Here is a 26,959-nt window from a genome sequence, read left to right on the forward strand (position 1 = left end):
GGCGGAGCGGCTGCTCTGCCCGGACGCCCTCCCACTTCCACCGCGTCCTCGTCAGGACGCGGAGGGTTCCCGGGGCCCCGCCCCGACCTTCCACCATCCCCAGGCAAGACCGAAAGGACCAGTGACCCATGACCGAGCACGCTGCGGGAAGAGACGGGTCGCCGCCGGCACGCGCGCGCGACGACTCCGGTCCCTCCGCCACGCAGGGCACGGCGGCCGACGCCGACGCCGCCGCGCGGACGGCCGACGGGCCCGGCCCCGCGGCCACGTCCGGCGCCGTGCCTCCCGCCGACGGTGCGCACCCTGGTGCCGCCGCGGACGCGACCGGCGGTGCCGCGGACGGCCCGGCCCCGAACACCGGAGGCGACCACACCCCCTCCGATCTGGCGAACGGGACACTGGGCCGGTCGTACGCCGCCGTTCTGGGATCGCCGACCGCCGACACGGGCTCGGCGGCACCGACTCCCGAGCCGCCCGCGGTGTACGGCGACCCGGACTCCTCGTCCAACCCCGTCGTTCCGGCGAGCCTGCGTCCGGAGTCGCGGCAGGATCTGGCCGCGGCGCGGTCCGGCACCGCGCCGACCGCGGACGAGACGGCTTCCGGGGCCGCCGCGCCGTCCGAGCCCCCGGCTCCGCCGGGGATCGCGGCTGACGCCGCTTCGGTCGAGGCCGCCCCGGTCGAGGCCGCCCCGGTCGAGGCCGTGGCGGACACGACCGCCGCCGCGCGCGAGGCGGCGAGCGAGGACGTGGCCTCGGCCGCCGCCGTGGGCGCGGCCGAGGCCGACCCCCGGGACCGGCTGGGACGGCCGGGGAGCCCGGTCCTCGCGTTCGCCGCGATCGCGGGTGTGGTCCTCATGGCCACTCCCTTCGCGGTCAACGAGACCTCCCAGCGCCTGCCCGGTACCGCGATCGCCCTGGCGGACCAGGAGGGCGTACTCGGCTATTTCATGCGTGCGGACACGGGCACGGACGGCGATTCCACCGTGACGACCGAGCGGCAGCTGTCGGCGGGCACATCGGAATCGGGGCTGGTGACCGGTGTGGAGGAGCGGCCTGCCCCCGACAGCGGCTACGTGCCCGAGGTGCTGCCGCAGGAGGAGTCCGAGCAGGACAGTGCCGGAAACGCGGAGGAACCGGATTCAGGTGATGCCGGTTCGGCACCGGACGCCTCCACGGAGGGCGGGTCGAGCGGTTCGTCCGACGGCGAGGGCTCCGAGGCGTCGCGGGACGGCCTGTCCCCGAACTCCGGCGGTGAGGGCGAGGGCGAGGATGCCCCTGGCTCCGTTTCCGGCTCCGACGGGGAGTCCAGTGACTCCGACGGTTCCGGGGGCGACGGGAACCCTCCGCACGGCGGTGACGACGAGGGCGAGGGTGAGGACACCCAGGGCCCCGGTTCCGACTCCGACGCGGAGTCCGGGGAGTCCGAGGACTCCGGCGACTCCGATGACTCGGGCGGTTCCGAGGGCGACGGGGACTCCCCGCTCGGCGGCTTGCCGGACCACAACACCGACGGGCCCGTGACCATGGCCGCCCCTCAGGGCTCCGACGGGGACGAGGGCACCGACGCCACCGCCGCCGACGACCGGGACCGCGGAAGCGCCCGGGAGGGCGAAGGGCCCGGAGCCGAGGGCGAGCCACTGAACCCGGACAACGGGACTCCGCTGACCGAGGTCGTTCCCCAGGGGACCCCCGAGGAACAGCGGCCTCGGGAACAGGTGGACCAGGAGCCTCAGACCCCGCGGAACGGGGAGGGTACGGACGGACGCCCGGGCGAACCGCAGCGTGACCAGCCTCCCGCCGGCGAGCGTCCTCCCGCGGAGGGTGCTCCGCTGCGGGGACCGGAGTTCCGCTACGCCGAGGTCGCCGGGGTCGGCTGCGCTCCCAACGAGCGCATCGCCTACGGCACCGCCGGGGAGTTCTGGGAGGGGGACGGCACCAACAGCTGGGCCTTCGGGTTCGAGGGCGGTTTCACCCAGGAGAACTGCGACGGCCGGTGGCATGCCATCCCGGTCTCCGGGGACCCGGACCAGCCGAACGGCAGGTACGCGTTCTGGACGTTCAACATCGGCTTCACGGGCGCCCAGTGCGACATCTACGTTCACATCCCCGACGCGGAGAGCCCGCGCTGGGTCGGGGGCGCCCCCGCGCAGTACCGGCTGCACCCGTCCGCGGACCCGGCGACCAGCGAGCCGTTCGCGTCCTTCAGGGTCGACCAGGTCGCCGACAAGGGCGGCTGGGTGCACGTTGGCACCTACACCCCGCCCGGTGACACCATCAGTGTGAAGCTCCAGAACAGCGGAACCGACCGGATCGACGGCCAGGACACCAACGCCCATGTGGTGGCGTCGGCGGTTCGCACCCGCTGCAACTGATTCCCTACCGGGCGGGCCCTGGCCTCGGCCGGGGCCCGCCCCCGAACGACAACGGTGCAGCTCCCCGCAGGGGAGCGAGCCGATGAAAGGACCCGGCGATGTCCCGACAGCTCCTCAAGGTCGCACCGGACGGCAGGGACGCGCACCCCACCATCCGGTCAGCCCTGGCTGCGGCCCGGAGCGGCGCGCTCATCTCCATCGCGCCCGGGCGCTATGAGGAGAGCCTGATGATCACCCAGGTCGTCACCCTCGCCGCCGAGAACGGGCGCGGCAGCGTCGAGCTCATCGCCGATTCCGGCTGCGCGGTCGCCTCCCTGGCCGAGGCCGTCAAGATCACCGGTCTGGTCGTGCGCGGACGCGACGGCGACCGGCCCGCCGTCGACATCCCGTCCGGGCAGCTGGAACTGGCCGACTGCGAGGTGGACGGCTCCTCCTGGGCCGCCGTCGTCGTACGCGAGGACGGGGCGCTCGCGATGCGGGACTGCCGGGTCACCAGCACCGGCGGCGCCGGTGTGGTCATCACGACCGAGCAGCCCACCATCCTCGAGGACTGTGTGATCGAGGACGTCGAGAGCACCGGTGTGGTCATCGGAGGGAAGGGCCGTCCCACCGTGCGCGCCTGCACCATCCGCGACGCGCGCGGAAACGGTGTCTACGCCAATGACCGCGCCGCCGGCTCCATCGCCGACTGCGAGATCACCGGCGTCAGCAAGCCCGCCATCGCCCTGGACGACGACGCCGCCACCACGATCAGCCGCGTGCGCGTCCACGACGTCGCCCAGGACGCCCTCCTGGTGTCCAGCAGCGGGCGCCCCCGTGTCGAGGACTGCACCTTCGAGGACATCGGTGGACGCGGCATCGCCGTGCACAGCGACGCCGACCCCCAGATCAGCGGGGTGACGATCACCCGCCCCGCCACTGTGGGCGTGCACGCCTGGGGCAAGGCCCGCGGCATGCTGATCGGCTGCGCGGTGCACGGGGCCGGGGAGGACGCGGTGCGCATGGAGGACCGGTCCTCCACCGCCTTCGTGGAACTGACCGTGAAGGGCGGTGGCGGCATCCGAGTCAGTGGAGGCAGCACCGCCGAGTTCGACCGCGGCCGGGTCACGGAGACCACCGGATCGGCCTTCACGATCGAGGCCGCCGCGCCGTTCCTGCGGGGCGTGTTCATCGGCGAGGCCCGCGGGCACGGAGTGCACTTCGCCGAGAGGAGTCAGGGCCGCGTCGACGACGTCGACATCGAGCGCGTCGGCCGCAGCGGCATCCAGGCCGGAGCCGGGTCGCGCCCGCTGCTGAGCAACGTGCGAGTGCGCGCCGCGCGCGACAACGGCGTCACGGTCGCCGCGGACGCGGTGGCCGAACTGCGCGACTGCGACGTGGCCGAATGCGGCGGCGACGGGATCTCCGTGCAGCCCGGGGGACAGGTCGACGCGTTGCGCTCGCGTGTGCACGGCGGACGCCGCAACGGAGCGATGGTGGCCGCCGGTGCGCGTGCCGACCTGCGGCACTGCGAGGTCTTCGGCAACGTCGGCGACGGTGTCCTGGTGCACAGTGCCGAGGACGTCACGCTGGACACCTGCTCGGTGCACGACAACCAGCGGTCGGGACTGCGCCAGACGGTGCGCAGCGAGCGCGTGCGCGCCGAGAAGCTGGTCAGCATGGACAACGGCAGCCCTGACGCCTACGGCGAGTCGGCCGGCGCCCTGGCGCCGCCGCCGCTTCCGGCCGAGACCGTCGAACCGCCCGCCCCCGGTGACGACGGCCTGCTGGAGGTGGAGGGGCCGCTCGCCGAGCTGGAAGCCCTGGTGGGGCTGGAGAACGTCAAGCACGAGGTCACCACCCTCATCAACCGCAACCAGGTGGCGCAGCGGCGCGCGGAGATGGGCCTGCCCTCGCTGACCATGAGCCGCCACCTGGTCTTCGGTGGCCCGCCGGGGACCGGCAAGACCACCGTCGCCCGCCTCTACGGCCGCATCCTCGCCGATCTCGACGTGCTGCGCTACGGCCACGTCGTGGAGGTGGCCCGTGCTGACCTGGTGTCGCAGTACGTCGGCGGCACCGCGATCAAGACCACCGAGGTGTTCGACAAGGCGCGCGGCGGCGTGCTGTTCATCGATGAGGCGTACACGCTCGCCGCCCAGCAGGACGGCGGCGGCACCGGCGCGGACTTCGGCCGCGAAGCGATCGACACCCTGGTGAAGCTCATGGAGGACCACCGCGACGACGTGGTCGTCATCGCGGCGGGCTACACCGATGAGATGGCGCGCTTCCTGGCCACCAACCCGGGTATGGCCTCGCGGTTCAGTCGCACCATCGAGTTCCCCAACTACACGTCGGACGACCTGGTCAGCATCGTCCAGCGGATGTGCGCGGCGTCCAGCTACGAGCTGCCCCCCGACACCGAGGCGGCGCTGCGCGGATACTTCGACCGCATGCCCAAGGGCGCCACGTTCGGCAACGGGCGCACGGCCCGCAAGACCTTCGAGGAAATGGTCGACCGGCAGGCGTTCCGGCTCGGCTCGATGGTCCCCGGCGACCCGGGGGAGCTGTCCCGGCTGCTGCCCGAGGACCTCGGCGTGCAGCCGGGCGGGCCGGGCGGCGGTACGGACGCCGAGAACGGCGAGGACAGGCTCGCGCGACTGCGCGCGGAGCTGACGGGCATGGTGGGGCTGGCGCAGGTCAAGTCCACGGTGACCGACCTGGTCAACCTGATCGCGACCGGCCGCCAGCGCCGCCGGATGGGCCTGCCGGTGCCGACCATGAGCCACCACCTGGTCTTTTCCGGGCCGCCCGGAACGGGCAAGACCACTGTGGCCCGGCTCTACGGGGAACTGCTCAACGCCCTGGGCGTGCTGCCCACGCCCCAGATCGTGGAGGCGGCCCGCGCCGACCTCGTCGGCCGCTACATCGGCCACACGGCCCAGCTCACCACGGAGGTGTTCGAACGTGCGCGCGGCGGGGTGCTCTTCATCGACGAGGCCTACGCCCTCACCCCCCAGGGGGGCACCGGCGGGGACTTCGGCCAGGAGGCGGTGGACACCCTGGTGAAGTTGATGGAGGACCACCGCGACGAGGTGGTGGTGATCGTCGCGGGCTATACCGCGGAGATGAACCGGTTCCTGGAGTCCAACCCCGGCCTGGCCTCCCGGTTCAGCCACCGGGTGGAGTTCGCCGACTACTCCGACGAGGAGCTGGTCACCATCATCCGGCGTATGGCCGAGTCCAACGGCTACGCCTGCGCGCCCGAGACGGTGGAACGGCTGCACGAGCACTTCGCCATGGTTCCGCGGACGGCCTCGTTCGGCAACGCGCGCTACGCACGGCAGACCCTGGAGCGGATGATGACCCGCCAGGCCGGTCGGCTGGTGCACGTGCCCGACGCCACCCGCGAGGAGCTCACCGCCCTGGGCCCCGAGGACGTGCCCGCCCCCCAAGGGGTGTGAGGCCCGCGCCGTGAGCGCGCTCCTGCCCGAGCAGGAGCGCGTCGGTGGATACCGGACGCCGGCCTTGGTGCGGTGTTCCCGGGGGGCGATGGCGGTGGTTCAATGTGGAAATACTTGGTTGCGTATTTCCGTTTACTTCTGCCTGTTTGGTTTTGGTTGTGGATGTTCGGTCGAGGTGGAGAAGTGGGCGCCGGTTCCCGGTACCCCTGTCGCCGGGGTTCGTTTGGCCGTCTGACCAGCGCGAAAGCTCCTGATCCGGGTTTCGGATTTCTTCGTGTTCACCATGGCTTCGCTTTCCGTGTGTGGTGATCTTCGGCGGTTGTGCCTGTGTCGGCACCGCCCATTGTTCTCCTCCGCCAACGCTCTTCCGGTGAAGAGGTTTCTGGGGGATGCCAGTGTCATTTCTCTCCGTGCGATGGCCAGTGTCGACCGTTGCGCCACGTTTGTGGAGCTGGTAGAAAAATGGTGACATCCGGGGTGTTCGACGGAATGCCATAATTCGCGGACGCCCGGTGGCAGGAAAACCTCGAATGACGACGCCTGTGCTTTCGACCAAGGGATAGGGGGCGGTCGACGTGCCGGTTCGCACTGGTATCACGGGTGGTGTCGGTGGGGATCCGGGGCCTGCGTCCGCACATTCTCAGCCCAGGGAAGGCGGAATGGTCGCCGAGGAGGAACGGATCGCCAAGGCCGCACTCGCCGAAATCCCCGATGACGGCGTCCTGATCCTCGACGCGGGCACCGTCACCGAACGCCTGGCCGCACAGCTGCCGGCCGACCACGGCTACACCGTCATCACCAACTCCGTGTCCGTGGCCCTGGTGCTCGCCTCGCGTACCGACATCACCCTGCACGTTCTGGGCGGACGCCTGCACCGGCGTGCCGGTGCGACACTGGCCATGTCCCGGGAACTGGAGGGCCTGAACGTGGACGTCGCCTTCGTCGTGCCCGGGGGCGTCTCGTTCGACCGCGGGCTGACCAGCGGAGACCCGGCCGAGGCCAGCGGAAAGAAGGCGATCATGAACGCGGCACGCAGCGTCGTGCTCCTGGCCGACCACACCAGGATCGGATACGACCGGCTGTCCCGGTTCGCCGCGTTCGACGAGGTCGACTGCCTCGTCACCGACACCGGCCTGGACCCCGAATCGGCCACGCGCCTGAGCGCGCGCGTTCCCCGCCTGCTCAGGGTCTGAGAGCGCGGTCGCCAGGCGTCCGCCCACGGGCGGGCCCTCGGTCTGCTCGCGGATGCGCGTACGGACGTGGGACGCTGATGACGAGGCGCCCTACCACGCCACGCCGGACCACAAGGTTCGTGTTCTCGTGTGTGCGGAGCCTCGGGAGCAACACCCGCGAGCAGCACACTGAAACACAGGTGGAACCACATGTATGCGGAAGAGCGTCAGCGCCTCATTCTTGAGCGCGCCCGTCGGGAGGGCAGGGTCGACGTCGCCCGGCTCGCCGCCGAGTACGGCGTCACCTACGAGACGATCCGGCGAGATCTGACCGCTCTGGAACGGCACGCCGTCCTGCGCCGGGTACACGGCGGCGCGATCCCCGTCGAGCGACTCGCCTTCGAACCCACGCTGAGCCAGCGCGACACGGTCATGACCCAGGAGAAGGACCGGATCGTCAAGGCGGCGCTGGCCGAACTCCCGCAGGAGGGCGCCATCCTCCTCGACGCGGGGTCCACCACCGGTCGGCTCGCGGAGCAGATCCCCGCCGACCGCGAGCTCACGGTCGTCACCAACTCCGCCCCGATCGCGCTGGCCCTCGTGCCGCGCGCGAACATCAACCTCATGATGCTGGGCGGGCGCCTGCGCACGCGCACCCAGGCCACCGTGGACGCCTGGGCTCTGCGGGCGCTGGAGGAGACCTACGTGGACGTCGCCTTCATGGCCACCAACGGCGTCTCCGTCGAACGCGGGCTCACCACCCCCGACCCGGCCGAGGCGCAGGTCAAGCGGGCCATGATCGGCGCCGCGCGCCGGGTCGTGCTGCTGGCCGACCACACCAAGGTCGGCAACGACCACTTCGCCCGCTTCGCCACGCTCGACGAGGTCAGCTGCGTCATCACCGACACCGGGTTGGCCGACGGCCTCGCGCAGGAGCTCGCGGCGGTCGGTCCGCGCGTCACCACGGTCTGAGCCGTCGGCGCGGACTCGCCGGGCCCGTCGGACGCTCCCGCTTGCGGTTCGAGGGCCCAGGCCCATGGTAAAACATCCTATCATCCTCTGTTTAGGCGTGTGGCTTCATGTGTGTTCCACGTCGCGTGTGCCGGCGCGGCGTCCGCACATCGTGATCTCAGTGAGAAGCATGGGGTGGAGGGAGGGGTTGTTTGCCATGCGATACTTCTATAAACTCACGTAAAACCAACTGAGACCACATGGGCTGCCAGGCGGTATCAGGCCAGCGCGCGCGGGTGCCGTGGTCCCGTCCGGCCCCCGACGCCCCACGCGCCCCTGACGCCGGCGAAGAGTCGGTGTGCTGCACGAGAAGCCGCCCGGAGTGGCGGTCGGAGAGGCAAGGCACCGCTCGTCGTCCAGTCGTGCGGAGGGTTCGCCCACCGGTTGGTCGGACCTCTGAGTGTTCCGTGCCTCCGGTCTCTCCGAACACGACTTCTCCACTGCACCGCGTCGGGACCTCCATCCATGTGGGGCCCATCGAACGGAAAGCGTCTGCGATGAGATCCATGGTCTCCACCGCCTCCCGCGGCGCGGTGGCCGCGGGATGTCTCACCGCGCTCCTCCTGCCCACCGCGTGCGCGACCGCCGACGGGGACGCCCCGGCGGTGCCCGAGCCGTCCTCTGCCGCCGCTACCGACGACGAGGCCGCGGCGCTCGCCGCCTACACGGGCATGTGGGAGGCGGTGGTCACCGCCTCCCACGACGGGACCGACGGCTCCGCCGAACTCGAACGCCACGCGGTCGACGGCGCCCTCGCCCTCATGACGCAGGCGCTGGAGGACGCGCGCCGGACCGGAAGCGACGTCTCCGGTGAGCCCGTGCTCTCGCCCGAGGTGGTGATCGAGTCCTCCGACACAGCCCAGGTCACCGACTGCCTCGACGACTCCTCCTGGCGCCTGTCGGCGCAGTCCGCGTCCGCGGAACCGCGACGGGTGGATGCCGGACTTGTACACGACGGACTCGCCTGGCGCGTGTCCGACCTTCGGATCTGGGAGCCCGGAACATGCTGAAACGCACAGGTACGGCCGCACTCACGGTCATGGTGGTCGTGTTGACCGCCCCGCCCTCGGCCGCCGCCGACCCGGGTTCGTTCCTGGGCCAGGTCGAGTGCGGCAGCTCCGGCGGCCCCGGGTGCGCGGTCCTGCTCCGCTGGTGGCAGACCCAGGGCGGCACCCCCGGCACCCCCGGCACCCCCGACGGAACGGGCGGCGCGGGCTCCGGAACCGGGACGGCCGAGCCAGGCCCCTACGACTCCGTGGACTGGGACGCCATCGACTGGAGCGCGGTGGACTGGGACGAGATCGACTGGGACGCGGTCGACTACGACGGCGAGGGCGAACCGCCCAGCGACCCCGTGACCCTGATCCAGGAGTCCATCGCCTCCTTCGACCTCCCCGCCCCGCGCATCGGCACCTCACCCGACCCCGACGGCCTCGTGCTCGTCCACACCCCGGTCTGGCTGTGGGTCGAGGAGGAGGACTGGGACGACGCGGTCGCCACGGCCGAGGTCCCCGGCTGGTCGCTGTCGATCACCGCGTCCCCGTCCGGGACCCGCTGGACCATGGGCGACGGCACGGAGATCGTCTGCGACGGGCCGGGCACTCCCTACGACCCGGACGTCCACGACCCCGACGCCGAGTCGCCCGACTGCGGCCACGTCTACACCCGGGCCTCCCACGGCCAGGACGACGGCGCCTACGCCGTCACCGCGGCCATCAACTGGGAGGTCTCCTGGGAGTTCTCCGACGGAACGAACGGCACGCTCGACACCGCCGCGACGTCCTCCGAGGTCGCCGTCACGGTCGAGGAAGCACAAGGACTGGTCTCCGGCTCCGGCCGCTGACCGTGAAAGGCACTGGAGACACGATGGTGGGCACAAGCACCGGCCCCACGAGCCGCACCCGACCGAGCCCGGCGCCGCCGGTCCGGCTCCTGGGCAGCGGCCCCCGGCGATGGCGCTGGCTGGTCCTGGGCCTGGCCCTGGCCACGACCGGCGCCCTGGCGGGCGTCACCGCCGTCGAAGGGCTCGACCAGCGCCAGGGCGTCCTGGTCGCCGAGGGCGACCTGCCCGCCGGACACGTGGTGGGTGCCGGCGACCTCAGGGTCGTCCGGATGACCGTGGCCGACGGGGTCTCCGTTGTCGGGGAGCAGGAGCTGGAGCAAGTCATCGGCCGCCCGCTGACCGTCCCCGTGGCCGATGGCTCCGTGCTGCCCGGCACGGCGCTCGGCCCCGACGCGGCCTACCCGGCCGCCGAGGAGGCGGTCGTGGGCGCCGCGCTCCAGCCCGGGCGCTACCCCGCCTCCCTGCAGCCCGGATCGGCGGTCTCCGTCGTGGTGTTCGCCGAGGACGCCGGGGGCGAGGGCGCGGACGGCGGGTCCGAGGCCTACCCCGCGCGGGTCCAGAGCGTGGAGCCCTCCGCCACCGACGGGTCGGTGATCGTCGAACTCGCCGTCGCGGCCCTGGACGCCGCCCGGATCTCCGCCGCCGCCGCGACCGAGAGCGTCGCGGTCGTCCAGGTCCCGCCCAGGGGAGGCGCCTCGTGACCCGGACCGTGGCCCTGTTCTCGCTCGGCGGCGCCCCCGGCGTCACCCTGGCCGCCATGGCCCTGGCCGCCGTCTGGCCCGGGGACTCCGGTGCCGTCCTGGTCGAGGCCGACGCCTCGGGCGGCGACATCGGCGCCTGGCGCACGCTCCATACCTCGCCGGGACTGACCGACCTCGCGGCCGCCCTGCGGCACGGGATGGACGGCGGGTACGTCGCGGGGCCCTCCGAGCACGCCCAGATCCTGCCGGGCGGACTCCCGGTGTGTCCTGCGCCGGCCTCGCCCGACCGCGCCGACGGTGCCGTTCGCCTGCTCGCCCAGAACACCGACTCGCTCGCAGCCGCGCCCGGTCCCGTGACCGTCCTCGACCTCGGACGGCTCGCCCCCCGCACCGCCACGGCCCACCTCGCCGCCCAGGCCGACACCGCGCTCCTGCTGGCCCGGGACGACCTGGCCCAGCTGCGCCGGGTCCAGGAGTCGGCGGCCTACCTCTTCGAGACCCTGCCGGGGCTGCGGACCGTCATCACCGGCGGTCGGGGCTCCACCACCGAGATCGCCGAGGCCGTGGGCGTACCCGTGTGGGGCCGGCTCCCCGAGGACCGGGGGAGCGCCGCCTTCCTCCGCGGCGAGAAGGGCCTGCGCCGCCCCGAGCGCCGACCCCTCTTCCGCGCGGCGGCGTCGCTGTCACACGCACTCGTCCACGACGCGGCGGTGCCGCCGCGCGAGCACACGGAGGTCGCTGTATGAGCAGGATCGACGAGATGTTCGAGAAGAACCCCACCCAGCCGCTCGACCTCGACCGCGGTGTCGCGGAGCGCGAGGACGAGTGGGTGGAGTGGACGGCGGCCGAGGCCACCCGTCGGCTCAGCGAGCTGCTGCGCGAGAACGCGGAGATCGGTGCCGCCGACTACCGGCGCGAGGCCGAACGCGTCATCGCGCGCATCCTCGACGAGGCCGCCAGCGAGGCCCTGTCCGCGGGCCGCCCCGTCCTGTCCCCGGCCACCGAGGAGGCCATCTCCCGCCGCGCCATCGCCCAGGTCTGCGGCCTCGGCCCCCTCCAACCGCTGCTCGACGACCCCGAGATCGAGAACATCAACGTCAACGGCTCCCGCGTGTGGGTCCGCTACGCCGACGGGCGCCGCGAGCAGCGGCCGCCCCTGTTCGACGATCCCGACAGCCTCGTCGCCCTGGTCCGGCGGATCGCCGCCGAGTCGGCCACCGGCGAGCGCCGCTTCGACCCCGGCGCCCCCATCCTGGACATGCCGATGCCCGGGGGCGAACGGCTCAACGCCGTCATGGAGGTCGCCCGCCAGCCGTCCGTGTCCATCCGTCGCCACCGCCACAGCCGCACCTCCCTGGAACGGCTGCGCAAGCTCGGCACCCTGGACCCCTTCCTGGTCCGGCTGCTGCGCGCCGCCGTGCTCGCCCGGCGCAACACGGTCATCACCGGGGGCACCGGCGCGGGCAAGACCACCCTGCTGCGCGCCCTGGCCTCGGAGATCCCCGCCACCGAGCGGCTCGTCACCATCGAGGACGTCTTCGAACTCGGCCTGGACCGCAACACCGACGCCCACCCCGACTGCGTCGCCCTCCAGGCGCGCCCCGCCAACATCGAGGGCGTCGGCGAGATCACCATCGCCGACCTCGTCCGCGCCGCCCTGCGCATGTCCCCCGACCGGGTCATCGTCGGCGAGACGCGCGGACAGGAGACCGTCCCCCTGCTCAACGCGATGAGCCAGGGCAACGACGGCAGCCTGACCACCCTGCACGCCGCCGATTCCTCCGGCGCCTTCACCAAGCTGGGCGCCTACGCCGCCCAGTCGGCCGAACGCCTGCCCCTGGAGGCCACCGCCTCCCTGGTGGCCGCGGCCGTCCACCTGGTCGTGCACGTCTCGGCCGTCCCCACCGGCGGCCGCCGGGTGACCAGCGTCCGCGAGGTCGTGGGCGCCGAGGGACAGAACGTCGTCTCCAACGAGATCTACCGCCGGGCCCGCACGGGTGAGCGCCTGCCCGCGGCGCCGCCCAGCCCCGACACCCTGGACGCCCTGGTCGACGCCGGGTTCGACGCCGGCCTGCTGCACGACGACGTGAGCGTGGGGGGACCGTTCTCGTGACCGCCGTCCTCCTCGTCGCCATGTGCGGCGCCTTCACCGGGGCGGGCGTGTGGCTCGCCCTCGTCTCCCTGTTCCCGCCCCGGGACGGGGCGCGGCCCGCACGCCTGCGCGCGGCACTGCTCGGCCGGCACCGACCGGTCCGCCTCGCCGCCTCGGTGGGCGCGGGCGCACTGGTCTTGTTCATCACCGGATGGCCGGTCGCCGGGGTACTCCTGGCGGCGGGAACCTGGTGGGCGCCCGTCCTGCTCGGACCCGACCGCCACCACGAACGGCAGGTCGCCGGGATCGAGGCGGTCGCGGCGTGGACGGAGATGCTGCGCGACCTCATGGCGGGCGCCGCAGGACTCCACCAGGCCATCGCCGCCACCATCCCCATCGCCCCCGAACCGGTGCGCGACGACGTCGTCCGCCTCACCGACGCACTGCGCCAGGGCACACCGCCCCAGACCGCGCTGCGGCGGTTCGCCGACGACGTCGACAACCCCACCGCCGACCTGGTCGCGGCAGCGCTGACCAGCGCGACCTCGCGGCACGCCACCGACCTGGGCGTCCTCCTGGGCAGCCTCGCCGAGGCGGCGCGCGAACAGGCCGCGATGCTCGTACGCGCGGCGGCCGGGCGTGCGCGTGTACGCACCTCCACGCGCATCATCATCGCGGTCACCCTGGGGATGGCCGTGGCCATGCTGCTGTTCAGCCCCGACTACCTCGACCCCTTCGACGGCGTCTTCGGCCAGTCCGTGCTCGCCGTTATCGGCGCCCTGTGGGCGGCCGCGCTGGCCTGGCTGGTCCGGCTGTCGCGGCCCAAGCTCGGCCCCCGCGTGCTCTCCGCGGACGCGCCCCGGCAGACGGAGGTGGCGGCGTGATCCCCGACTCGGTCCTGTCGGCCGCCGCGGCCGGAGCCCTGATCGGCCTGGGGCTGTGGCTGCTGCTCGCCGTGCGCTTCGCCGGGCCCACGCTCGCCGAGCGCCTCGCCGCCCGGCCGCCCGCGCCCGCGGCACCGGTCCGCGAGCGGAGCACCGGTCCGCTCGCGCGCCTGGGCGCGCTCGGGGCGCCGCTCCTGGCCGGGCTCGGCCTGCCCCGGACCCGCACCCTGCGCGACCTGGCGGTCTGCGAGCGCGATCCGGCAGCCTTCCTCGCCGAGAAGGCCACGGGAGCGCTCCTGGCCGTGACGGTGCCGCCGGTCCTGGGGCTGCTCCTCGGTGTGGCGGACGTGACCCTGCCGACCGGCTACGCCGCCCTGGGCTGGGGCGTCTTCGCGCTCGTGGTCTGGTTCGCCCCGGACCTGTCCCTGCGGGACGAGGCGCGCAAGCGCCGCGAGCGCATGCGGCACACCCTGGCCGCGTTCGCCGACCTCGTCGTGGTCTCCCTCGCCGGGGGAGCGGGCGTCAACGGCGCCCTGACCGACGCCGGATCGGCGGGCGACGGCTGGGCCATGGTCCGGATCCGCGAGGCCCTGCGCGACGCGGCCCTGCGGCGCCGACCGCCCTGGACGGCACTGCGCGACCTCGGGGAGCGCTACGACACACCCGAGTTCGACGAACTCGCTGCGAGCCTGCAGCTCGCGGGCTCCGACGGGGCACGCATCCGCTCCTCGCTCGCCGCCAAGGCCAAGACCCTGCGCACACAGTTCCTCTCCGAACTCGACGCCGACGCCCAGTCCGACACCGAGCGGATGAGCCTGCCGGTCGTCCTGCTCTTCGCCGGCTTCCTCGTCCTGCTCGGATACCCGGCCCTGAGCCACGTCCTCTTCAGCCTGTGAACCCGTCCTCGATCCATCCAGGAGATCCCCTGATGAAGCGCCTCACCTCGTTCCTCCGTACCCGCCTGGGGCTGCCGCGCGACGACCACGGATACTCCACCGAGACGGTCGTGGTGATCGCCCTGCTGGTGGCGATGGCCATCGCCGCTGTGGGCTTCATCTCGGCGACCGTGGAGAAATACGCCTCGAACATCACCTTGGGCTGAGCGATGGCCTCCCCCGACGACGACCAGGGCAGTGCCGAACTCGCCGTCGCCACCCCGCTGCTCCTGCTCCTGATGCTCTTCGTCATCCAGACGGCGCTGTGGGCGCACGGCGACCACCTGGCCGCCGCCATCGCACGCCAGTCCGCCGAGGCCGCCCGGACCGCCGACGGTGCGAGCGGCCAGGCGAGCGCCGAAGCCGTCGCCGACGAACTCGGCGGCTCGCTCCTGGTGGAGCGCACCGTCACCGTCGAACGCGGCGAGACCGAGGTCCGGGCGGTGGTGCAGGCGCGCGTCACCTCGCTCATCCCCGGGCTGACCTGGCCGGTGCGCCAGGAGCTGTCCGTGCCGGTGGAGCGCTTCGTGCCACCGGAACCGCAGACAGGAGTGCAACCGTGAGAGGAAGGAAGACGGACGACCGGGGAGCGGCGTCGGTCGAACTGGCCCTGCTCACCCCGCTGATGATCAGCTTCGCCCTGCTGATGATCCTCACCGGGCGCGTGGTGGGCGCCGGCGCGATCGCTGACGAGGCCGCCCACGCCGCCGCGCGCGCCGCCTCACTGGAGCGGTCCGTCCCCGCGGCCGAGGCCGGAGCGCAGGGCATCGCCGCGCAGAGCCTGGCCGCCTCCGGGCTGACGTGCTCGGACCACACCGTGGCCCTCGACCACGGCGGCCTCCAACCGGGCGGCAGCGTGACGGCGGTCCTGGACTGCCGTGTCGGCCTGGACGACCTGTCCGGGCTGGGTGTGCCCGGCAGCGTCACGATCCAGGGCAGCTCGACCGTGGCCGTGGACACCTTCCGGGGGCAGCCGTGAGAGACGTCCGATCCGACGACGGCCAGGCGACGGCGTTCGTCGTCGTCCTGACCACCGCGTTCGTGTTCTGCCTCGGCCTGGTCTTCGACGGCGGCGGCCTGCTGCGCAGCCACACCCAGGCCCTGACGCTCTCGCAGGAGGCCGCGCGGCTGGGCACCCAGCAGCTGGACTGGGCCGCCTACCGGGAGGGCGGGGACACGGTGCGGCTCGATCCGGCCGCCGCGGCCTCCGCCGCCCAAGGGTTCCTCTCCGCGTCCGGTGCCACGGGCAGTGTCAGTGTGGACGGCGACACCGTGACCGTGACCGCCCAGGTGCCCTACACCTTCACCCTCCTGCCCTTGGGCACGACCACCACCGAGTCCACCGCCAGCGCACGCCCCTACACTCAGCCCAGCCCCTAGACGTTCAGTGAGGCGGCCATGTCACGATTTCGCAAGCCGAGCGCGGTCGCCCTGGCGGCACTGGTCCTGCTCGGGATCCCCTACGTGCTCGTGTGGCACCTGTCCTGGCCGTCACTCGACCTGTCGTGGTCGGGCACCCTGGTTCACCTGCGGGGGCTGCGGTTGCCGCCCGGGCTGGGCGCCGCGCTCCTGATCGTCGTGCTGTGGGCCCTGTGGGGCCTGTACCTGGCGGGGCTCGTGGTGGAGGGCGTGGCGCGCCTGCGCGGGACTCAGGGCCTGCTCCGTCCGCTGGGCCCGCTCCAGGTCGTCGCGGCCACGGCCGTCGGCGCGAGCGCGCTCGCGCCGACCGTCGCGCTGGCCGACACCGTCACCGACGAGAGCGGAACCGAAGGGCACGAGACGGAGGGGGAGGGCGCTTCCGCGACCGCCCCGGAGGACGAGGAGGGTCCGCGCAGCGTCGAACGCGAACGCGTCGTCGCGGGGTTCGCGACCGGGTCGGCGGAGCTGACCGAGGGGATGCGCGCGGACCTGGCCCCGGTGGTGGATCTGCTGCGCGGGTACGGCGACCCGGACGAGCCCGTACTGGTCACCGGGCACACCGATCCGACGGGCGACGCGCCCACCAACCAGGAGCTCTCCGAACGCAGGGCGCAGGCGGTCGCCGACCACCTGGCCGCGGAACTCGGCGACCGGGCCCCGGAGACGGAGGTCGGGGGAGTCGGTTCGAGCGAGCAGCGCGAGGGGGACCACGCGGACCAGCGCAGGGTCGAACTCGTCTACACGGTCCGGACCGGGCCGCCGGAACAGGCACCCGGGGACACCGGCGAGCCCGGGGACGCGGCGGAGGAGGATGTCGCGGCCGAGGGCGGCGCCGCTGCCGGCGGCGACGCGGCGGGGGACACCGAGGAGGAGGTCGCGCTCGCCTCCGCGTCGCAGGGGGACGGGAACGAGGAACCCGAACGCGTCATCGTGATGGAGGTACCCGACCACGCGGTCACCGCCTCCGCGGCGTTCGCGGGAGTGCTCGGCGGCTACGTCCTGGCGCGCGGAGGCGTGCGCCTGCCCCGGGCGGTCCTGTCGCTGCCGCGTCGGCGGACGCAGCCCCTCGCCTTGCCGCCCGTCCCTCCCCGCCCCACGCCCCAGGACGAGATCGACGACCGTGTGAGCGTGGAACTGGGACACGTGCCCGGGATCGGACTGACGGGCGCGGGCATGAAGGGCGCGGCCCGTCGACTGCTGTTCAACGCGCTCGTCGCCCCGGATTCTGGGGTTGCGCGCGTGCTGATCACCGAGGAGGACACCGGGTGGCTCATCGGTGATCAGGGTAGGGAGCTGCTCGGCGAGCACCCCTGCCCGCCCGTGCGGATGGTCGACGGGATGGCGAAAGCGCTCGCGGTACTCCAGCGCGAGTTGCACCGGACCTCCGGAGAGGCGCTGCGCACGGACGAACGCGCTCCGCTGGTCCTCGTCGCACGACCCGTCCCGGAACACGAGTCGGCCCTGTCCGCGCTGCTGCTGCACGGCCAGCACCGCGGCATCAGCGCGGTCCTGCTGGGCCGGTGGCCGCTCGGCGGGAGCTGTGTGGTCGAGGAGGACGGCCTCATCACCGAGACGAGTACGCCGCTCGCCACGATCTTCCACCACTCCTGGCCGGGGAGCGACAGCGACGAGGTGCTGCGGGCGATCCGCGACCACCGCGACCGGCCCGTGGCCGACACACGGCCCGCGGAGGAGGATGAGCGGCCCGAGGCGGCCGAACCCGTCCCGGAGCCCGCACCGCGCCGGACGGCCGCCGAGGCGGTGGCGCTGTCCGGCTTCTGGGACACCCTGGTCGGGGACGACGACCCCGAACCGAACGCCTTCTGGGAGGGCGTTCCCGAACTCGGCGTGACCGAGGAGACCGGAGCCGGGACCGATGGGGACGAGGCCGTGACCGCTTCCGAAGCCGACGACCGGCTGGCCGAAGCCGGAGCGGAGGAGGACGGGCCGGGGAAGGAGGAGCCGGAGGGTCGGGTCGGCAAGCACGAGCCCGACAAGGACGCGGCCCCGTCCGTGCCAGCGGAGGTGCCGACGGACACCGAGCCTTCTCCGTGGCGTGAGTCGGCCGCAGAGGCCGTTGCGCAGGACGAGCCTGCCCCGACGGCGGGTCGGGGTACCGGTTCGCGGGAGTCTGCCTCTGCGGAGCGGTCGGTGGCCCCGGCGGCACCGGAGGAGGAGGTCGCGGCCTCCAGGCCGAAGCCCGGCAAGCCCCGGAAGGCGGGTCGGGGTACCGGTTCGCGGGAGTCTGCCTCTGCGGAGCGGTCGGTGGCCCCGGCGGCACCGGAGGAGGAGGTCGCGGCCTCCAGGCCGAAGCCCGGCAAGCCCCGGAAGGCGGGTCGGGGTGCCGGTTCGCGGGAGTCTGCCTCTGCGGAGCGGTCGGTGGCCCAGGCGCGGGCCACGACGCAGGCCCAGACACAGGCGCAGGCCCCGGCGGCACCAGAGGAGGCCGCGGCCTCCAGGCCGAAGCCCGTCAAACCCAGGAAGGCGGGTCGCGGCCGGACCTGGCGGCCCACGGAGAAGACCTGAGGCCCTGCGGAACACGCCCTAGTCCAGTACCAGTGGCGGGACGTCGTCCAGGATGCCTGTGGCGGACTCGTGCAGGTAGCGGGCCACCAGTCGGATGGGGCGCCAGGCCCAGTTGCCGGTGCGCCCGGCCAGGTAGACCTGGCGCACGCCGCCCACCTCGCCCAGGGGCGCGTGGGCGACGCCGCGCCGGGTCTCCGCCGTCAGCCGGGGCACGACCCCCACGCCCGACCGCGCCGCGACCAGGTCCTCGAACAGCCGCAGGTTGTCGATGCGGTGCGCGATGCGTGGGATGAACCCGGCGTCGGCGCACATGCGCCGGATCAGCGCCTCCTCGTCGCCCCGGAAGGGGCTGGCGATCCAGGACGCGTGCGCGAACTCGCGGAGCTTGCGCCGGGTCAGCGTGCGGCTGTCGCCGTCCCCGGACGGCTGGGCCAGGAGGAGACCCTCGGTGCCCACTGGGTGAACGGACAGTGTTCCCGGAAAATCTCGGGGGAGAATACTGTACTGGTAGACGATCCCGAGATCGGCACCGCCGTCCTGGAGGAGCGTCAGCGCCTGATCTGACTCGTGCTCGGTCAGACGAATGTCGATCCCCGGGTGGTCCTCGCGCAGCCGGCGCAGCGCGGGCAGCACCACGGGGGCCGCGCTCGTGTACATCACCAGGTCGACGCGCCCGACCGGCTCGCCCTCGCCGTCGAATTCCGCCTGGGCCTGCTCCACCCGCGCGAGGATCTCCACCGCGTGCTCGGCCAGGCGCCGCCCGGCCGGGGTCAGCCGGACCCGCCGACCGTCGGGGACGATCAGCGGGACGCGGGCTTCCTTCTCCAGGACGGCGAAGTGTTTGGAGACGGCCGACGTGCTCATCCCTGTGACCTCGGACACTGCTGCCATCGTGCCGAGCCGGTCGAGCTCGACGAGGAGGCGGAGCCGCGTGAAATCCATCCACCAAAACTACATGGTCCATCAACCAATGGTCCGTGGACAGAAACGAAGCTCATCGGTCCAATGGTCGGGTGATCCGCTCCCTGACTCCCTCACTCCGCCGTGCCCCCGACCGGGTTCCGGCGCCCGTCATGCTGCTCATCGGCATGTTCACCCTGCACACCGGCAGCGCGCTGGCGGTCACCGCCTTCGCCCATGCCAGCCCCGCCACGGTCACGTGGCTGCGGCTCACCTGGGCCGCGCTGCTCCTGCTCGCCCTGGGCGGGCCCTCGCTGTGGCGGGCGGTCCGCGCCGCGAGCCGGCGTGAGCTGGGAGCCGTGGTGATCCTGGGCACAGCGAGCGCGGGGATGATGCTGTTCTATTCCGAGGCGACGGCGCGGATCGAGCTCGGCACCGCCACCTCCATCGAGTTCCTCGGCACGCTCGTGGTGGCCGTCGCCGCCATGCGCCGCCGCCGGGAGCTCGTGTGGATCGTCGCCGCCGTCGTGGGCGTGGTCTGCCTCACCCGCCCCTGGCTGGGCGAACTCGACCTCGTGGGCGTGGGCTTCGCCCTGGCGGGCGCTGTGTGCGTGGTCGCCTACATCGTCCTCACCCAGAGGGTCGGTGCCGGGTTCTCGGCCGTGCACGGCCTGGCCCTGACGATGACCGTCGGTGCCCTGGTCTCCGCGCCCCTGGGCGCCCCGGCCGCGTTCGCCGCGCCCGACCCGGATCTGATCCTGTTCACCCTGGGCATCGCCCTGCTCTTCCCCATGGTGCCGTTCCTGCTGGAGATGGTGGCGCTGCAGCGGATGAGCCGCACCGCCTACAGCACCTTCTCCAGCATGGAGCCGGGGGCCAGCCTGATCATGGGCCTGGTCGTCATCGGCCAGTCGCCCGCCCTGGTCCAGGTCGCGGGGATGGCGTTGGTGGTCGTCGCGGGCGTGGGGGCCACGCGCGGGGACAGCGCCCGCCCGGTGGTGCAGGAGGACCCGGAGCCCGCGCGGCGGGCGCTCGGGGAACCGGACGCGGCGGCCCGCGAACCCGAACCGGCCCCGGTCCCGGCCGGTGACCGCCGCCCCCTGGCCACCGCCTCGGCCCGCTCCGGCGCGTCCAGCGCCGCACCGTGATCCGTGGGCCGCCTCCGGGCGGCCCGAACCCGTCTCCGTATGCACTAGCTTGGTGCGAATCATGGCCGCGAAAACTGACCTCGAACTCCTGCGCGCCCACGAACCCGTGCTCATGTGCACGAAGGGGGAACTCTTCCTCCCCGCCGACGTGGACGCCTACGTACGCAACTGCAGTCTGTGGATCGAGGAGCCGGGCGGGGGAGAACGCGTCATCGTCCCCGCCGGTGAGCTCGACCTCGACCGTCTCGCCGGGGCCGAGGAGGAGTGGCCGCACCGGCACAAGCACCTGCGCTTCGTCCAGGAGGAGACGCTGCGCGAGGAGGCACGGCGCTTCAAGGGCATGTCCCGCTCGGTCATCCCCAAGAGCGGCCGCCTGGCCGCCGTCGGCGTGCTGGGCCGCGTCCTGGACATCCTCATGAAGATCTCGCTGCTCATCCGCGGCGCGGTGCCCGGCGGCGTCACCTTCGCGGCGGTGACCCGCTACCGGGAGCGCGTGGACAACGGCGGCGCCACCTACTACGGCCGGGTCACCCGCGAGGGCGGCTACCTCATCCTCCAGTACTGGTTCTTCTACGCCATGAACGACTGGCGGACCATCTACGGCGGGGTCAACGACCACGAGGCCGACTGGGAGCGCGTCACCGTCTACGCCGTGGAGAACCCCGACGGCACGGTCCGGCCCGTCTGGGTCGGCGCGTCCTCGCACGAGTACCAGGGCGACGACCTGCGCCGCTCCTGGGAGGACCCCGACCTGCACAAGCAGGGCCCCCACCCGGTGATCTACGTCGGCGCCGGGTCGCACTCCCACCAGATGCTGCCCGGTGACTACCTCATCCAGGTCGACCCGGCCGTCCTGCGTGGCCTGGTCCGCTTCTGGCGGCGCCTGAGCCAGCGCATCTTCCGCGCCGACAGCGCCATCCTCCGGCACGGCATCGGCGTGCCCTTCGTCGACTACGCCCGCGGCGACGGCGAACGCCTGGGCCCCGGCGGCGACCGCGAGTGGAACGCCGTGGTCATCGACGACGACACCCCCTGGCTGCGCGGCTTCCGCGGCCTGTGGGGGCGCGACACCCGCGACTTCTTCGACGGCGAGCGCGCGCCCAGCGGCCCCCGCTACGAACGCGACGGCAGCATCCGCCGCTCCTGGGCCGACCCGCTGGCCTGGGTCGGCCTGCAGAAGGTCGCGCCCACCGAGGCCACCGCCCGCGCCGAACTGCGCTCGCACGTGCAGGGCCTGGACGAGCGCATCCGCGAACTCGACGCCGACATCATCAGCCGCCGCGACCACCTGCGCCGCCTGGACGCGGCCCGGATGGTCCTGGAGCGGGAGGCCCAGTCCCGCATCCGCGCGCGCGAGCACGCCGAGCGCATCGACGCGCTGGAGAGCGAGCTCGCGCAGGTCTACGAGGAACGCGTGCTTGCCGCCGACGAGCGCGACACCCACCAGCGGGCACTGGCCTCGGACACGCCGATGGTGCCCCCGCCCACCGCGCACCTGCGCGCGCCGCACCTGCCCTACGCCTCGGGGGAGCAGCGCACCACGCGTTTCCTGCACCTGTGGGTGGCGCTGAGCACCCCGCTGCTGCTGGTCTCGCTCGCGCTGCCCCTGTTCCTGCTGGACCGGGCCTTCACCCTGTACGCCATGCTCGGCGTCGTCGTGGCCTTCGCGGCGGTCGACTCCATCGCCCGGCGCAAGTTCCTGCAGTTCCTCACCGGGCTCGCGGTCCTCGCGGTGGTGATCGGCCTCATCGTGGGCGTGGTGGCCGCCTTCATCGCCGACTGGCGCATCGCGATCTCCGTCCCGATCGCCATCGTCGTCGTGGTCCTGTTCGTGGTCAACGTTCGCGACCTCATCCGGCGCTGAGGCGGGCTCTTCCCGAAACACGAGGCGGGCCCTCCCCGGAGACGGGGAGGGCCCGGCCCCTGTTGGCGCCGGCGGGCCGCGCGCGCCACGATGGGGATATGAGCGACGCGTTGTTCGGGGCCCCGCCCGTGGAGGTGGCGCCCGGGGCCGTGCACGTGCCCGGCTGGCTCGCACCCGACGCCCAGGCCGACCTGGTCCGGCGCTGCCGCGACTGGTCCCGGGGCCCCGCCGGGATGCGCCGGCACACGATGCCGCGCGGTGGCGTGATGAGCGTGGCCATGACCAGCCTGGGCTGGCACTGGGCCCCCTACTCCTACAGCCGCACCCTGCCCGACGGCACCCCGGTCCGGCCCTTCCCCGACCTGCTCGGGGACCTGGCCGTCCGTGCCGTGACGGCCGCCTACGGCACCCCGCCCGCGGCCGACGCCGACCCCTACGACGTCGCCCTGGTCAACTTCTACGACGCCGACGCCCGGATGGGCATGCACCAGGACCGCGACGAGCGCTCACCCGCCCCGGTGGTCTCGCTCAGCCTCGGTGACACCTGCGTGTTCCGCTTCGGCAACACCGAGACCCGCACCCGCCCCTACACCGACGTCGAACTGCGCAGCGGTGACCTGTTCGTCTTCGGCGGCCCTTCGCGCATGGCCTACCACGGGGTCCCGCGTACCCGGCCGGGGACCGCGCCCCCAAAACTGGACCTGCGCGGGCGGCTCAACATCACGATTCGCGCCCGGGGCGGGTGAGCCCCGTCCCGGCCCGTCTGGCGTGTCGGCGCGCACCGTACGGCGCGCCGCGCCAGGATCGTGCGGGTCGACGCCGCACACACGAGGGGCCGCCATGACCGACGCCGCACCCGAACGCGTGATGGCCCTGGGGAGCGAGGCCGCCGCGGCCACGGCACCCGCCGCCCCGGGCACCGTGCGCGCCGTCCTCTACCGCGACGGCCGCCGCGAACGCGAGACCGCCACACCGGACGAGGCCCGCCGCGCCCTGGACGCCGACCCCGGGCTCGTGGCCTGGATCGCCCTGACCGAGCCCGATCCCGACCAGGTCGCCCGGGCCGCCCACGCGTTCGACCTGCCCCGGCCCGCGGTGGAGGACGTCGTCGTCGCCCACCAGCGTCCCAAGGCCGAGCGCTACCGCGAGGGCCTCTTCCTGGTCCTGCGGCCGGCGCGCTACGACACCGCGAGCGAGACCGTCCGGGTCGGCGAGATCCACGCCTTCACCGGCCACCGGTTCGTCCTCACCGTCGCGCACAGCGACCAGGGCGACACCGCCGCCGTGCGCGAGCGCCTGGAGGAGGCGCCGCGCCTGGCGGCCGTCGGTCCCCTGGGCGTGCTCTACACCGTCCTGGACCGGGTCGTGGACGACTACGCGCCCGCCGTCGCCGAGCTGCAGGACGACATCGACGAGGTCGAGGAACAGGTGCTGGCCTCCGACCGCGACGCCTCCCGCCGCACCTACCGGCTCTCCCGACAGGTCATCGCCCTCCAACGGGCGGTCGACCCGCTCGGCGAGGTCCTGGGCGACCTCCTGGCCGGACTGGAGCGCCCGGAGACCCTCGGGCCCGGCCAGCCGCGGCCCAGCGGCGACCACGCCGACCACGAGGCCGTGCACGCCTACGTGCGCGACGTCGCCGACCACGTCACGGCCGTGCGCGAACGCGTCGACGGCTTCCGCCAGATGCTGCAGAACATCCTGACGGTGAACAGCTCGCTCGTCCAGCAGGCCCAGAACGAGGCGATGAAGAAGGTCTCCTCCTGGGGCGGCATCCTGGTCGTGCCCACCCTCATCTCGTCCGTCTACGGGATGAACATCGCGCCCCAGCGCGGCTTCCACTGGGCGTTCAGCTGGCCGCTCACCCTGGCCGCGATGACACTGGCCAGCCTCACCCTCTACGTTGTGTTCAAGCGCAACGACTGGTTGTAGACCCCTCGAACCGGAAGGCGGGCCACGGTGACCGACGACGAGAACGCCGGCCGCGAACTGATCCGGCTGATGACCGGCCCCTGGGTGGCCCGCTCCGTGGCCGCCGCCGTGCGACTGGGCGTGGTCGACCGCCTGGCGGAGGGCGCGGCCGACGCGGGGGAGCTGGCCGGAGCGCTCGACCTGCACACCGACCGGCTGGACCGGCTGCTACGGCTGCTGAGCGCGGTCGACGTCGTCCAGTCCCGCTCGGGTCGGTACGAACTCACCGGTACCGGCGCCGGCCTGCACAGGGAACACCCCTCGCGCCTGCGCGACCTCGTGCTGCTCTACGACAGCGCCATGTTCGCGGAGGCCTGGGGGAGCCTGGAGGAGTCGGTGCGTACCGGGCGGACCGCGTTCGAGGCCGCCCACGGCACCGACGTCTTCTCCTACCTGTCCGCTCATCCGCGGGAGGCCGACCTCTACTCCGCCGGGATGGCGGCGGGCGGGCGGTTCGGCACGGTCCTGCCCGCCGTGTACGACTTCGCGGACGCCCGCGTGGTCGCCGACCTGGGCGGGGGCGACGGCGACCTGCTCGCCACCGTCCTGGACCACGCGCCGCACCTGCGCGGCGTGCTCGTGGAGCGGCCCGCGGCGCTCCCCGCGGCCCGCGCACGCCTGTCGGGGTACCTGGAGAGCGGGCGCGCCACGGTGGTGGCCGGCGACTTCCTGGAGTCCGTGCCCTCCGGGGCCGACGTCCACCTCCTCAGCCGCGTCCTGCACAACTGGTCCGACGACGAGGCCAGGGCGGTCCTGCGCCGCAGCCGGAAGGCGCTGGAGCCCGGCGGGCGCGTCCTCATCCTGGAAAGGATCCTGCCCGACGACGGCAATCCGCTGCTCCCGACCCTCTTCGACGTGCACATGATGGTCATGACCACCGGCGCCGAACGCACCGAGCACCAGTACGAGGCCCTGCTGCGCGACGCCGGGCTGACCACGGAACGCGTGGCCGACCTGTCCCTGGAGATGCGGCTGCTGGTGGCCGCCCCGCTGCCCGGCTGAGCGGTCCCCGCCCGCTGAGGGGGCGGGCCGCCCTCAGGAGGGGTTGAGCAGGGAGCGGATCCGTCCGGCCTCCTCGCGGGCGGTCGCGGCGGCGCCCTCGGCCTCGGCCAGTGCCTCGCGCCAGGACGCCACCGCGGCGTCCACCTGCCGGTGCGCGCGCTCCCGCTCGGCCCGCTTCTCCTCCTGTCCCCGGCCGTGGCCGCTGTTGGCGACGAACACCGCCACGGTGGCCGCCGCCGAGGCCAGGCACAGCACCCACAGCACCCCGGACCAGGTCACCAGCGCCGCGACCGCGAGCAGGGCGGTCAGTCCGATGCCGGCCGGCCGCAGGAACGACGGCGGCGACGCGCTCTCGCGCTCCCGCGACAGGCGGGTGTCGAGGCCGGTGAGGTCCTGGGGGTCGGCGCCCCGGGACGTGATCGTGACGCGCGTCCCGCGGATCGGGACCGAGGAGCGGTCCTCGACCGGCGCGGTGGCCTGCGCGAGCAGGGCCTCGGCGGCGTCCGTCACCGCGGGGCGCTGCAGGACCAGGGCGAAGGTGCGCCGGTGCGGTGGAGCCTCGTCACGGACCATGTCGTCGTTGAGCAGCGCCGCCACGGTGCCGACCCGGTCCTGCCAGGCCGGCGGGCCGCTCTCGTCGCCCTCGATGACGGCGCGCAGTTCGCCCGCGCGGGCCAGCAGCGGCGCCTCCTCGGGGCTGCCCTCCTCCACCAGCAGGCGCAGCGACTCCCACAGGAAGCCGGCGCTGACCCGGTCCGGGGCGAGCGCCTCCACGGGGGACTTCTCACCGCTCAGTGCGGTGATGCGGGCGATGTCCTCGCGCAGGCCGGTGAGCCGTCGGGCGGCGTTCACACGCTCGGCGACCTCGGACGGGAGCCGGCCGCGCGCCGTACCGCGCTTCGGGGCCCGGGGAGCGGTCCCCAGCCCCGTGGCCTCGGTCGGCTGGGCGCCCTGCGCCGACCAGTGCCGGAGGGTGGACAGCAGCAGGTGTTCGCGGGCCTCGTCGCCGAACGAGCCGTCGGCGGTGAGCAGCCACAGCGCGCGGCCGCCCCGGTCGAGCTCCGCGGAGGGGACCGGCAGGTGGGGCAGGAGGTCGGCGGTCAGCGACGCGCCCATGGTGCGGGCGTGCTCGGCGTGCGTGAGCGCGGTGGCCAGCGCGGCGAACGCCCGGGCCCGGTCGGCGTCGCGCCGGGCGGCGTCGTCGAAGCGCACGCGGGCGGTGGCCGTGTCGCCGGCGTGGAGGGCGTGCAGGCCGTGCGCGGCGGGCACGAGCCAGTAGTCGGGGACGTCGTCCAGGCGCAGGTCGGGCACGGTGGCGCCGTCGAGCATCTGGAGCGTGCGGTGGCGGGCCCGCGCCGCGTCGCCGAACAGCGACAGGGTCTCGCGGACGTCGCTCAGCTCGATGAACGCGTCGAGGGTGGCCGAGACGCGGTCGAGCCGCTTCTCCAGGTTGCCGCGGACCTGCGACAGCTCCGAGCGCAGGTGGCGGCGCTCGCTCGCCATCCTGGCGTGCGCGGAGCCCAGGGCCTCCTCCAGTTCCCTGATGCGCGTGTTCTGGCTGTAGTCGGTCCAGGTCATCCTCTGCCCTTCTGCTCGCGCGTCGCGGGGGTGGCACACGCCGAAGGGTCTGACGGCTCGGAGGCCGGTCCGGTTCACCGTGCGGGCGTCCACTAGGA

Annotated in this window: 23 protein-coding genes; 21 read left to right on the forward strand and 2 right to left on the reverse strand. The window is 73.4% G+C overall.

Annotation, left to right across the window (positions count from 1 at the left end; all coding sequences use genetic code 11):
• Window positions 1-128: 128 nt before the first annotated feature.
• The 16 genes from HNR10_RS28890 (at window position 129) to HNR10_RS28965 (ending at window position 18,398) form a co-directional block, all read left to right on the forward strand.
• Window positions 129-2,372, forward strand: a complete 2,244-nt coding sequence (locus HNR10_RS28890) for a carbohydrate-binding protein (RefSeq protein ID WP_179829014.1) — start codon at window positions 129-131, stop codon at window positions 2,370-2,372.
• 98 nt (window positions 2,373-2,470) lie between these two features.
• Entirely contained in the window at window positions 2,471-5,815 is a 3,345-nt protein-coding gene (locus HNR10_RS28895) for a right-handed parallel beta-helix repeat-containing protein (protein WP_179829016.1), read from the forward strand.
• A 659-nt stretch (window positions 5,816-6,474) separates the two neighbouring features.
• Window positions 6,475-7,008 (forward strand): DeoR/GlpR family DNA-binding transcription regulator, encoded by a 534-nt coding sequence (locus tag HNR10_RS28900; RefSeq protein WP_179829018.1) that lies wholly within the window; start codon window positions 6,475-6,477, stop codon window positions 7,006-7,008.
• Window positions 7,009-7,197: 189 nt separating this feature from the next.
• Complete coding sequence (locus tag HNR10_RS28905; protein WP_179829020.1) at window positions 7,198-7,959, forward strand: DeoR/GlpR family DNA-binding transcription regulator; 762 nt, start codon at window positions 7,198-7,200, stop codon at window positions 7,957-7,959.
• A 536-nt stretch (window positions 7,960-8,495) separates the two neighbouring features.
• On the forward strand, window positions 8,496-9,008 hold the full coding sequence (locus tag HNR10_RS28910; RefSeq protein WP_179829022.1) for a hypothetical protein: 513 nt from the start codon (window positions 8,496-8,498) through the stop codon (window positions 9,006-9,008).
• Window positions 9,002-9,841 (forward strand): hypothetical protein, encoded by an 840-nt coding sequence (locus tag HNR10_RS28915; protein WP_179829024.1) that lies wholly within the window; start codon window positions 9,002-9,004, stop codon window positions 9,839-9,841. Before HNR10_RS28910 ends, HNR10_RS28915 begins: the two co-directional genes overlap by 7 nt.
• A gap of 23 nt (window positions 9,842-9,864) precedes the next feature.
• A complete protein-coding gene (locus HNR10_RS28920) occupies window positions 9,865-10,542 on the forward strand; it encodes an SAF domain-containing protein (RefSeq protein ID WP_179829026.1) in 678 nt (225 codons plus the stop codon).
• Window positions 10,539-11,288 carry a P-loop NTPase family protein gene (locus HNR10_RS28925; RefSeq protein WP_179829028.1) on the forward strand — a complete coding sequence of 250 codons (750 nt, stop codon included), beginning with the start codon at window positions 10,539-10,541 and terminating at the stop codon, window positions 11,286-11,288. Before HNR10_RS28920 ends, HNR10_RS28925 begins: the two co-directional genes overlap by 4 nt.
• Window positions 11,285-12,655: a CpaF family protein gene (locus tag HNR10_RS28930; RefSeq protein ID WP_179829030.1), complete on the forward strand. Its 1,371-nt coding sequence runs from the start codon at window positions 11,285-11,287 to the stop codon at window positions 12,653-12,655. The genes HNR10_RS28925 and HNR10_RS28930 overlap by 4 nt, the downstream gene beginning before the upstream one ends.
• A gap of 20 nt (window positions 12,656-12,675) precedes the next feature.
• Window positions 12,676-13,518 carry a type II secretion system F family protein gene (locus HNR10_RS28935; RefSeq protein ID WP_179830025.1) on the forward strand — a complete coding sequence of 281 codons (843 nt, stop codon included), beginning with the start codon at window positions 12,676-12,678 and terminating at the stop codon, window positions 13,516-13,518.
• Window positions 13,515-14,414: a type II secretion system F family protein gene (locus HNR10_RS28940; protein WP_179829040.1), complete on the forward strand. Its 900-nt coding sequence runs from the start codon at window positions 13,515-13,517 to the stop codon at window positions 14,412-14,414. Before HNR10_RS28935 ends, HNR10_RS28940 begins: the two co-directional genes overlap by 4 nt.
• 32 nt (window positions 14,415-14,446) lie before the next feature.
• A complete protein-coding gene (locus HNR10_RS28945) occupies window positions 14,447-14,620 on the forward strand; it encodes a hypothetical protein (RefSeq protein ID WP_179829042.1) in 174 nt (57 codons plus the stop codon).
• Window positions 14,621-14,623: 3 nt separating this feature from the next.
• Complete coding sequence (locus HNR10_RS28950; protein WP_179829045.1) at window positions 14,624-15,016, forward strand: TadE/TadG family type IV pilus assembly protein; 393 nt, start codon at window positions 14,624-14,626, stop codon at window positions 15,014-15,016.
• Window positions 15,013-15,432: a TadE/TadG family type IV pilus assembly protein gene (locus HNR10_RS28955; RefSeq protein ID WP_312889449.1), complete on the forward strand. Its 420-nt coding sequence runs from the start codon at window positions 15,013-15,015 to the stop codon at window positions 15,430-15,432. Before HNR10_RS28950 ends, HNR10_RS28955 begins: the two co-directional genes overlap by 4 nt.
• Complete coding sequence (locus HNR10_RS28960) at window positions 15,429-15,833, forward strand: pilus assembly protein TadG-related protein (RefSeq protein ID WP_179829047.1); 405 nt, start codon at window positions 15,429-15,431, stop codon at window positions 15,831-15,833. Before HNR10_RS28955 ends, HNR10_RS28960 begins: the two co-directional genes overlap by 4 nt.
• Before the next feature lie 18 nt (window positions 15,834-15,851).
• Window positions 15,852-18,398 (forward strand): OmpA family protein, encoded by a 2,547-nt coding sequence (locus HNR10_RS28965; RefSeq protein WP_179829049.1) that lies wholly within the window; start codon window positions 15,852-15,854, stop codon window positions 18,396-18,398.
• An 18-nt stretch (window positions 18,399-18,416) separates the two neighbouring features.
• Here HNR10_RS28965 and HNR10_RS28970 read toward each other — a convergent pair whose 3' ends face one another.
• Entirely contained in the window at window positions 18,417-19,340 is a 924-nt protein-coding gene (locus HNR10_RS28970) for a LysR family transcriptional regulator (RefSeq protein WP_179829051.1), read from the reverse strand.
• Window positions 19,341-19,411: 71 nt separating this feature from the next.
• Between HNR10_RS28970 and HNR10_RS28975 the strand changes: the two genes are divergently transcribed.
• The 5 genes from HNR10_RS28975 to HNR10_RS28995 all read left to right on the forward strand — a co-directional run bounded on the left by HNR10_RS28975 (window position 19,412) and on the right by HNR10_RS28995 (window position 25,283).
• Complete coding sequence (locus tag HNR10_RS28975) at window positions 19,412-20,446, forward strand: EamA family transporter (protein WP_312889450.1); 1,035 nt, start codon at window positions 19,412-19,414, stop codon at window positions 20,444-20,446.
• Window positions 20,447-20,507: 61 nt separating this feature from the next.
• Window positions 20,508-22,310: a hypothetical protein gene (locus HNR10_RS28980; RefSeq protein ID WP_179829053.1), complete on the forward strand. Its 1,803-nt coding sequence runs from the start codon at window positions 20,508-20,510 to the stop codon at window positions 22,308-22,310.
• A 98-nt stretch (window positions 22,311-22,408) separates the two neighbouring features.
• Complete coding sequence (locus HNR10_RS28985) at window positions 22,409-23,056, forward strand: alpha-ketoglutarate-dependent dioxygenase AlkB family protein (RefSeq protein ID WP_179829055.1); 648 nt, start codon at window positions 22,409-22,411, stop codon at window positions 23,054-23,056.
• A 94-nt stretch (window positions 23,057-23,150) separates the two neighbouring features.
• The gene (locus tag HNR10_RS28990) at window positions 23,151-24,242 is read left to right on the forward strand and encodes a magnesium and cobalt transport protein CorA (RefSeq protein ID WP_179829057.1); all 1,092 of its coding nucleotides are present in this window, start codon (window positions 23,151-23,153) and stop codon (window positions 24,240-24,242) included.
• A 27-nt stretch (window positions 24,243-24,269) separates the two neighbouring features.
• Window positions 24,270-25,283: a methyltransferase gene (locus HNR10_RS28995; RefSeq protein WP_179829059.1), complete on the forward strand. Its 1,014-nt coding sequence runs from the start codon at window positions 24,270-24,272 to the stop codon at window positions 25,281-25,283.
• 33 nt (window positions 25,284-25,316) lie between these two features.
• On the opposite strand, the gene HNR10_RS29000 is transcribed toward HNR10_RS28995, so the two are convergent.
• Window positions 25,317-26,861, reverse strand: a complete 1,545-nt coding sequence (locus HNR10_RS29000; protein ID WP_179829061.1) for a hypothetical protein — start codon at window positions 26,859-26,861, stop codon at window positions 25,317-25,319.
• Window positions 26,862-26,959 lie beyond the last annotated feature (98 nt).

The organism is Nocardiopsis aegyptia (assembly GCF_013410755.1).
In the GTDB taxonomy this organism is placed as follows: domain Bacteria; phylum Actinomycetota; class Actinomycetes; order Streptosporangiales; family Streptosporangiaceae; genus Nocardiopsis; species Nocardiopsis aegyptia.

Coding starts and splice junctions, on each gene's coding strand:
- HNR10_RS28890 (WP_179829014.1), top strand. CDS start 129: ATGACCGAGCACGCTGCGGGAAGAGACGGGTCGCCGCCGGCACGCGCG.
- HNR10_RS28990 (WP_179829057.1), top strand. CDS start 23,151: ATGACCGACGCCGCACCCGAACGCGTGATGGCCCTGGGGAGCGAGGCC.
- HNR10_RS28915 (WP_179829024.1), top strand. CDS start 9,002: ATGCTGAAACGCACAGGTACGGCCGCACTCACGGTCATGGTGGTCGTG.
- HNR10_RS28985 (WP_179829055.1), top strand. CDS start 22,409: ATGAGCGACGCGTTGTTCGGGGCCCCGCCCGTGGAGGTGGCGCCCGGG.
- HNR10_RS28935 (WP_179830025.1), top strand. CDS start 12,676: ATGTGCGGCGCCTTCACCGGGGCGGGCGTGTGGCTCGCCCTCGTCTCC.
- HNR10_RS28905 (WP_179829020.1), top strand. CDS start 7,198: ATGTATGCGGAAGAGCGTCAGCGCCTCATTCTTGAGCGCGCCCGTCGG.
- HNR10_RS28980 (WP_179829053.1), top strand. CDS start 20,508: ATGGCCGCGAAAACTGACCTCGAACTCCTGCGCGCCCACGAACCCGTG.
- HNR10_RS28945 (WP_179829042.1), top strand. CDS start 14,447: ATGAAGCGCCTCACCTCGTTCCTCCGTACCCGCCTGGGGCTGCCGCGC.
- HNR10_RS28900 (WP_179829018.1), top strand. CDS start 6,475: ATGGTCGCCGAGGAGGAACGGATCGCCAAGGCCGCACTCGCCGAAATC.
- HNR10_RS28965 (WP_179829049.1), top strand. CDS start 15,852: ATGTCACGATTTCGCAAGCCGAGCGCGGTCGCCCTGGCGGCACTGGTC.
- HNR10_RS28930 (WP_179829030.1), top strand. CDS start 11,285: ATGAGCAGGATCGACGAGATGTTCGAGAAGAACCCCACCCAGCCGCTC.
- HNR10_RS28920 (WP_179829026.1), top strand. CDS start 9,865: ATGGTGGGCACAAGCACCGGCCCCACGAGCCGCACCCGACCGAGCCCG.
- HNR10_RS28950 (WP_179829045.1), top strand. CDS start 14,624: ATGGCCTCCCCCGACGACGACCAGGGCAGTGCCGAACTCGCCGTCGCC.
- HNR10_RS28895 (WP_179829016.1), top strand. CDS start 2,471: ATGTCCCGACAGCTCCTCAAGGTCGCACCGGACGGCAGGGACGCGCAC.
- HNR10_RS28970 (WP_179829051.1), bottom strand. CDS start 19,340: ATGGATTTCACGCGGCTCCGCCTCCTCGTCGAGCTCGACCGGCTCGGC.
- HNR10_RS29000 (WP_179829061.1), bottom strand. CDS start 26,861: ATGACCTGGACCGACTACAGCCAGAACACGCGCATCAGGGAACTGGAG.
- HNR10_RS28910 (WP_179829022.1), top strand. CDS start 8,496: ATGAGATCCATGGTCTCCACCGCCTCCCGCGGCGCGGTGGCCGCGGGA.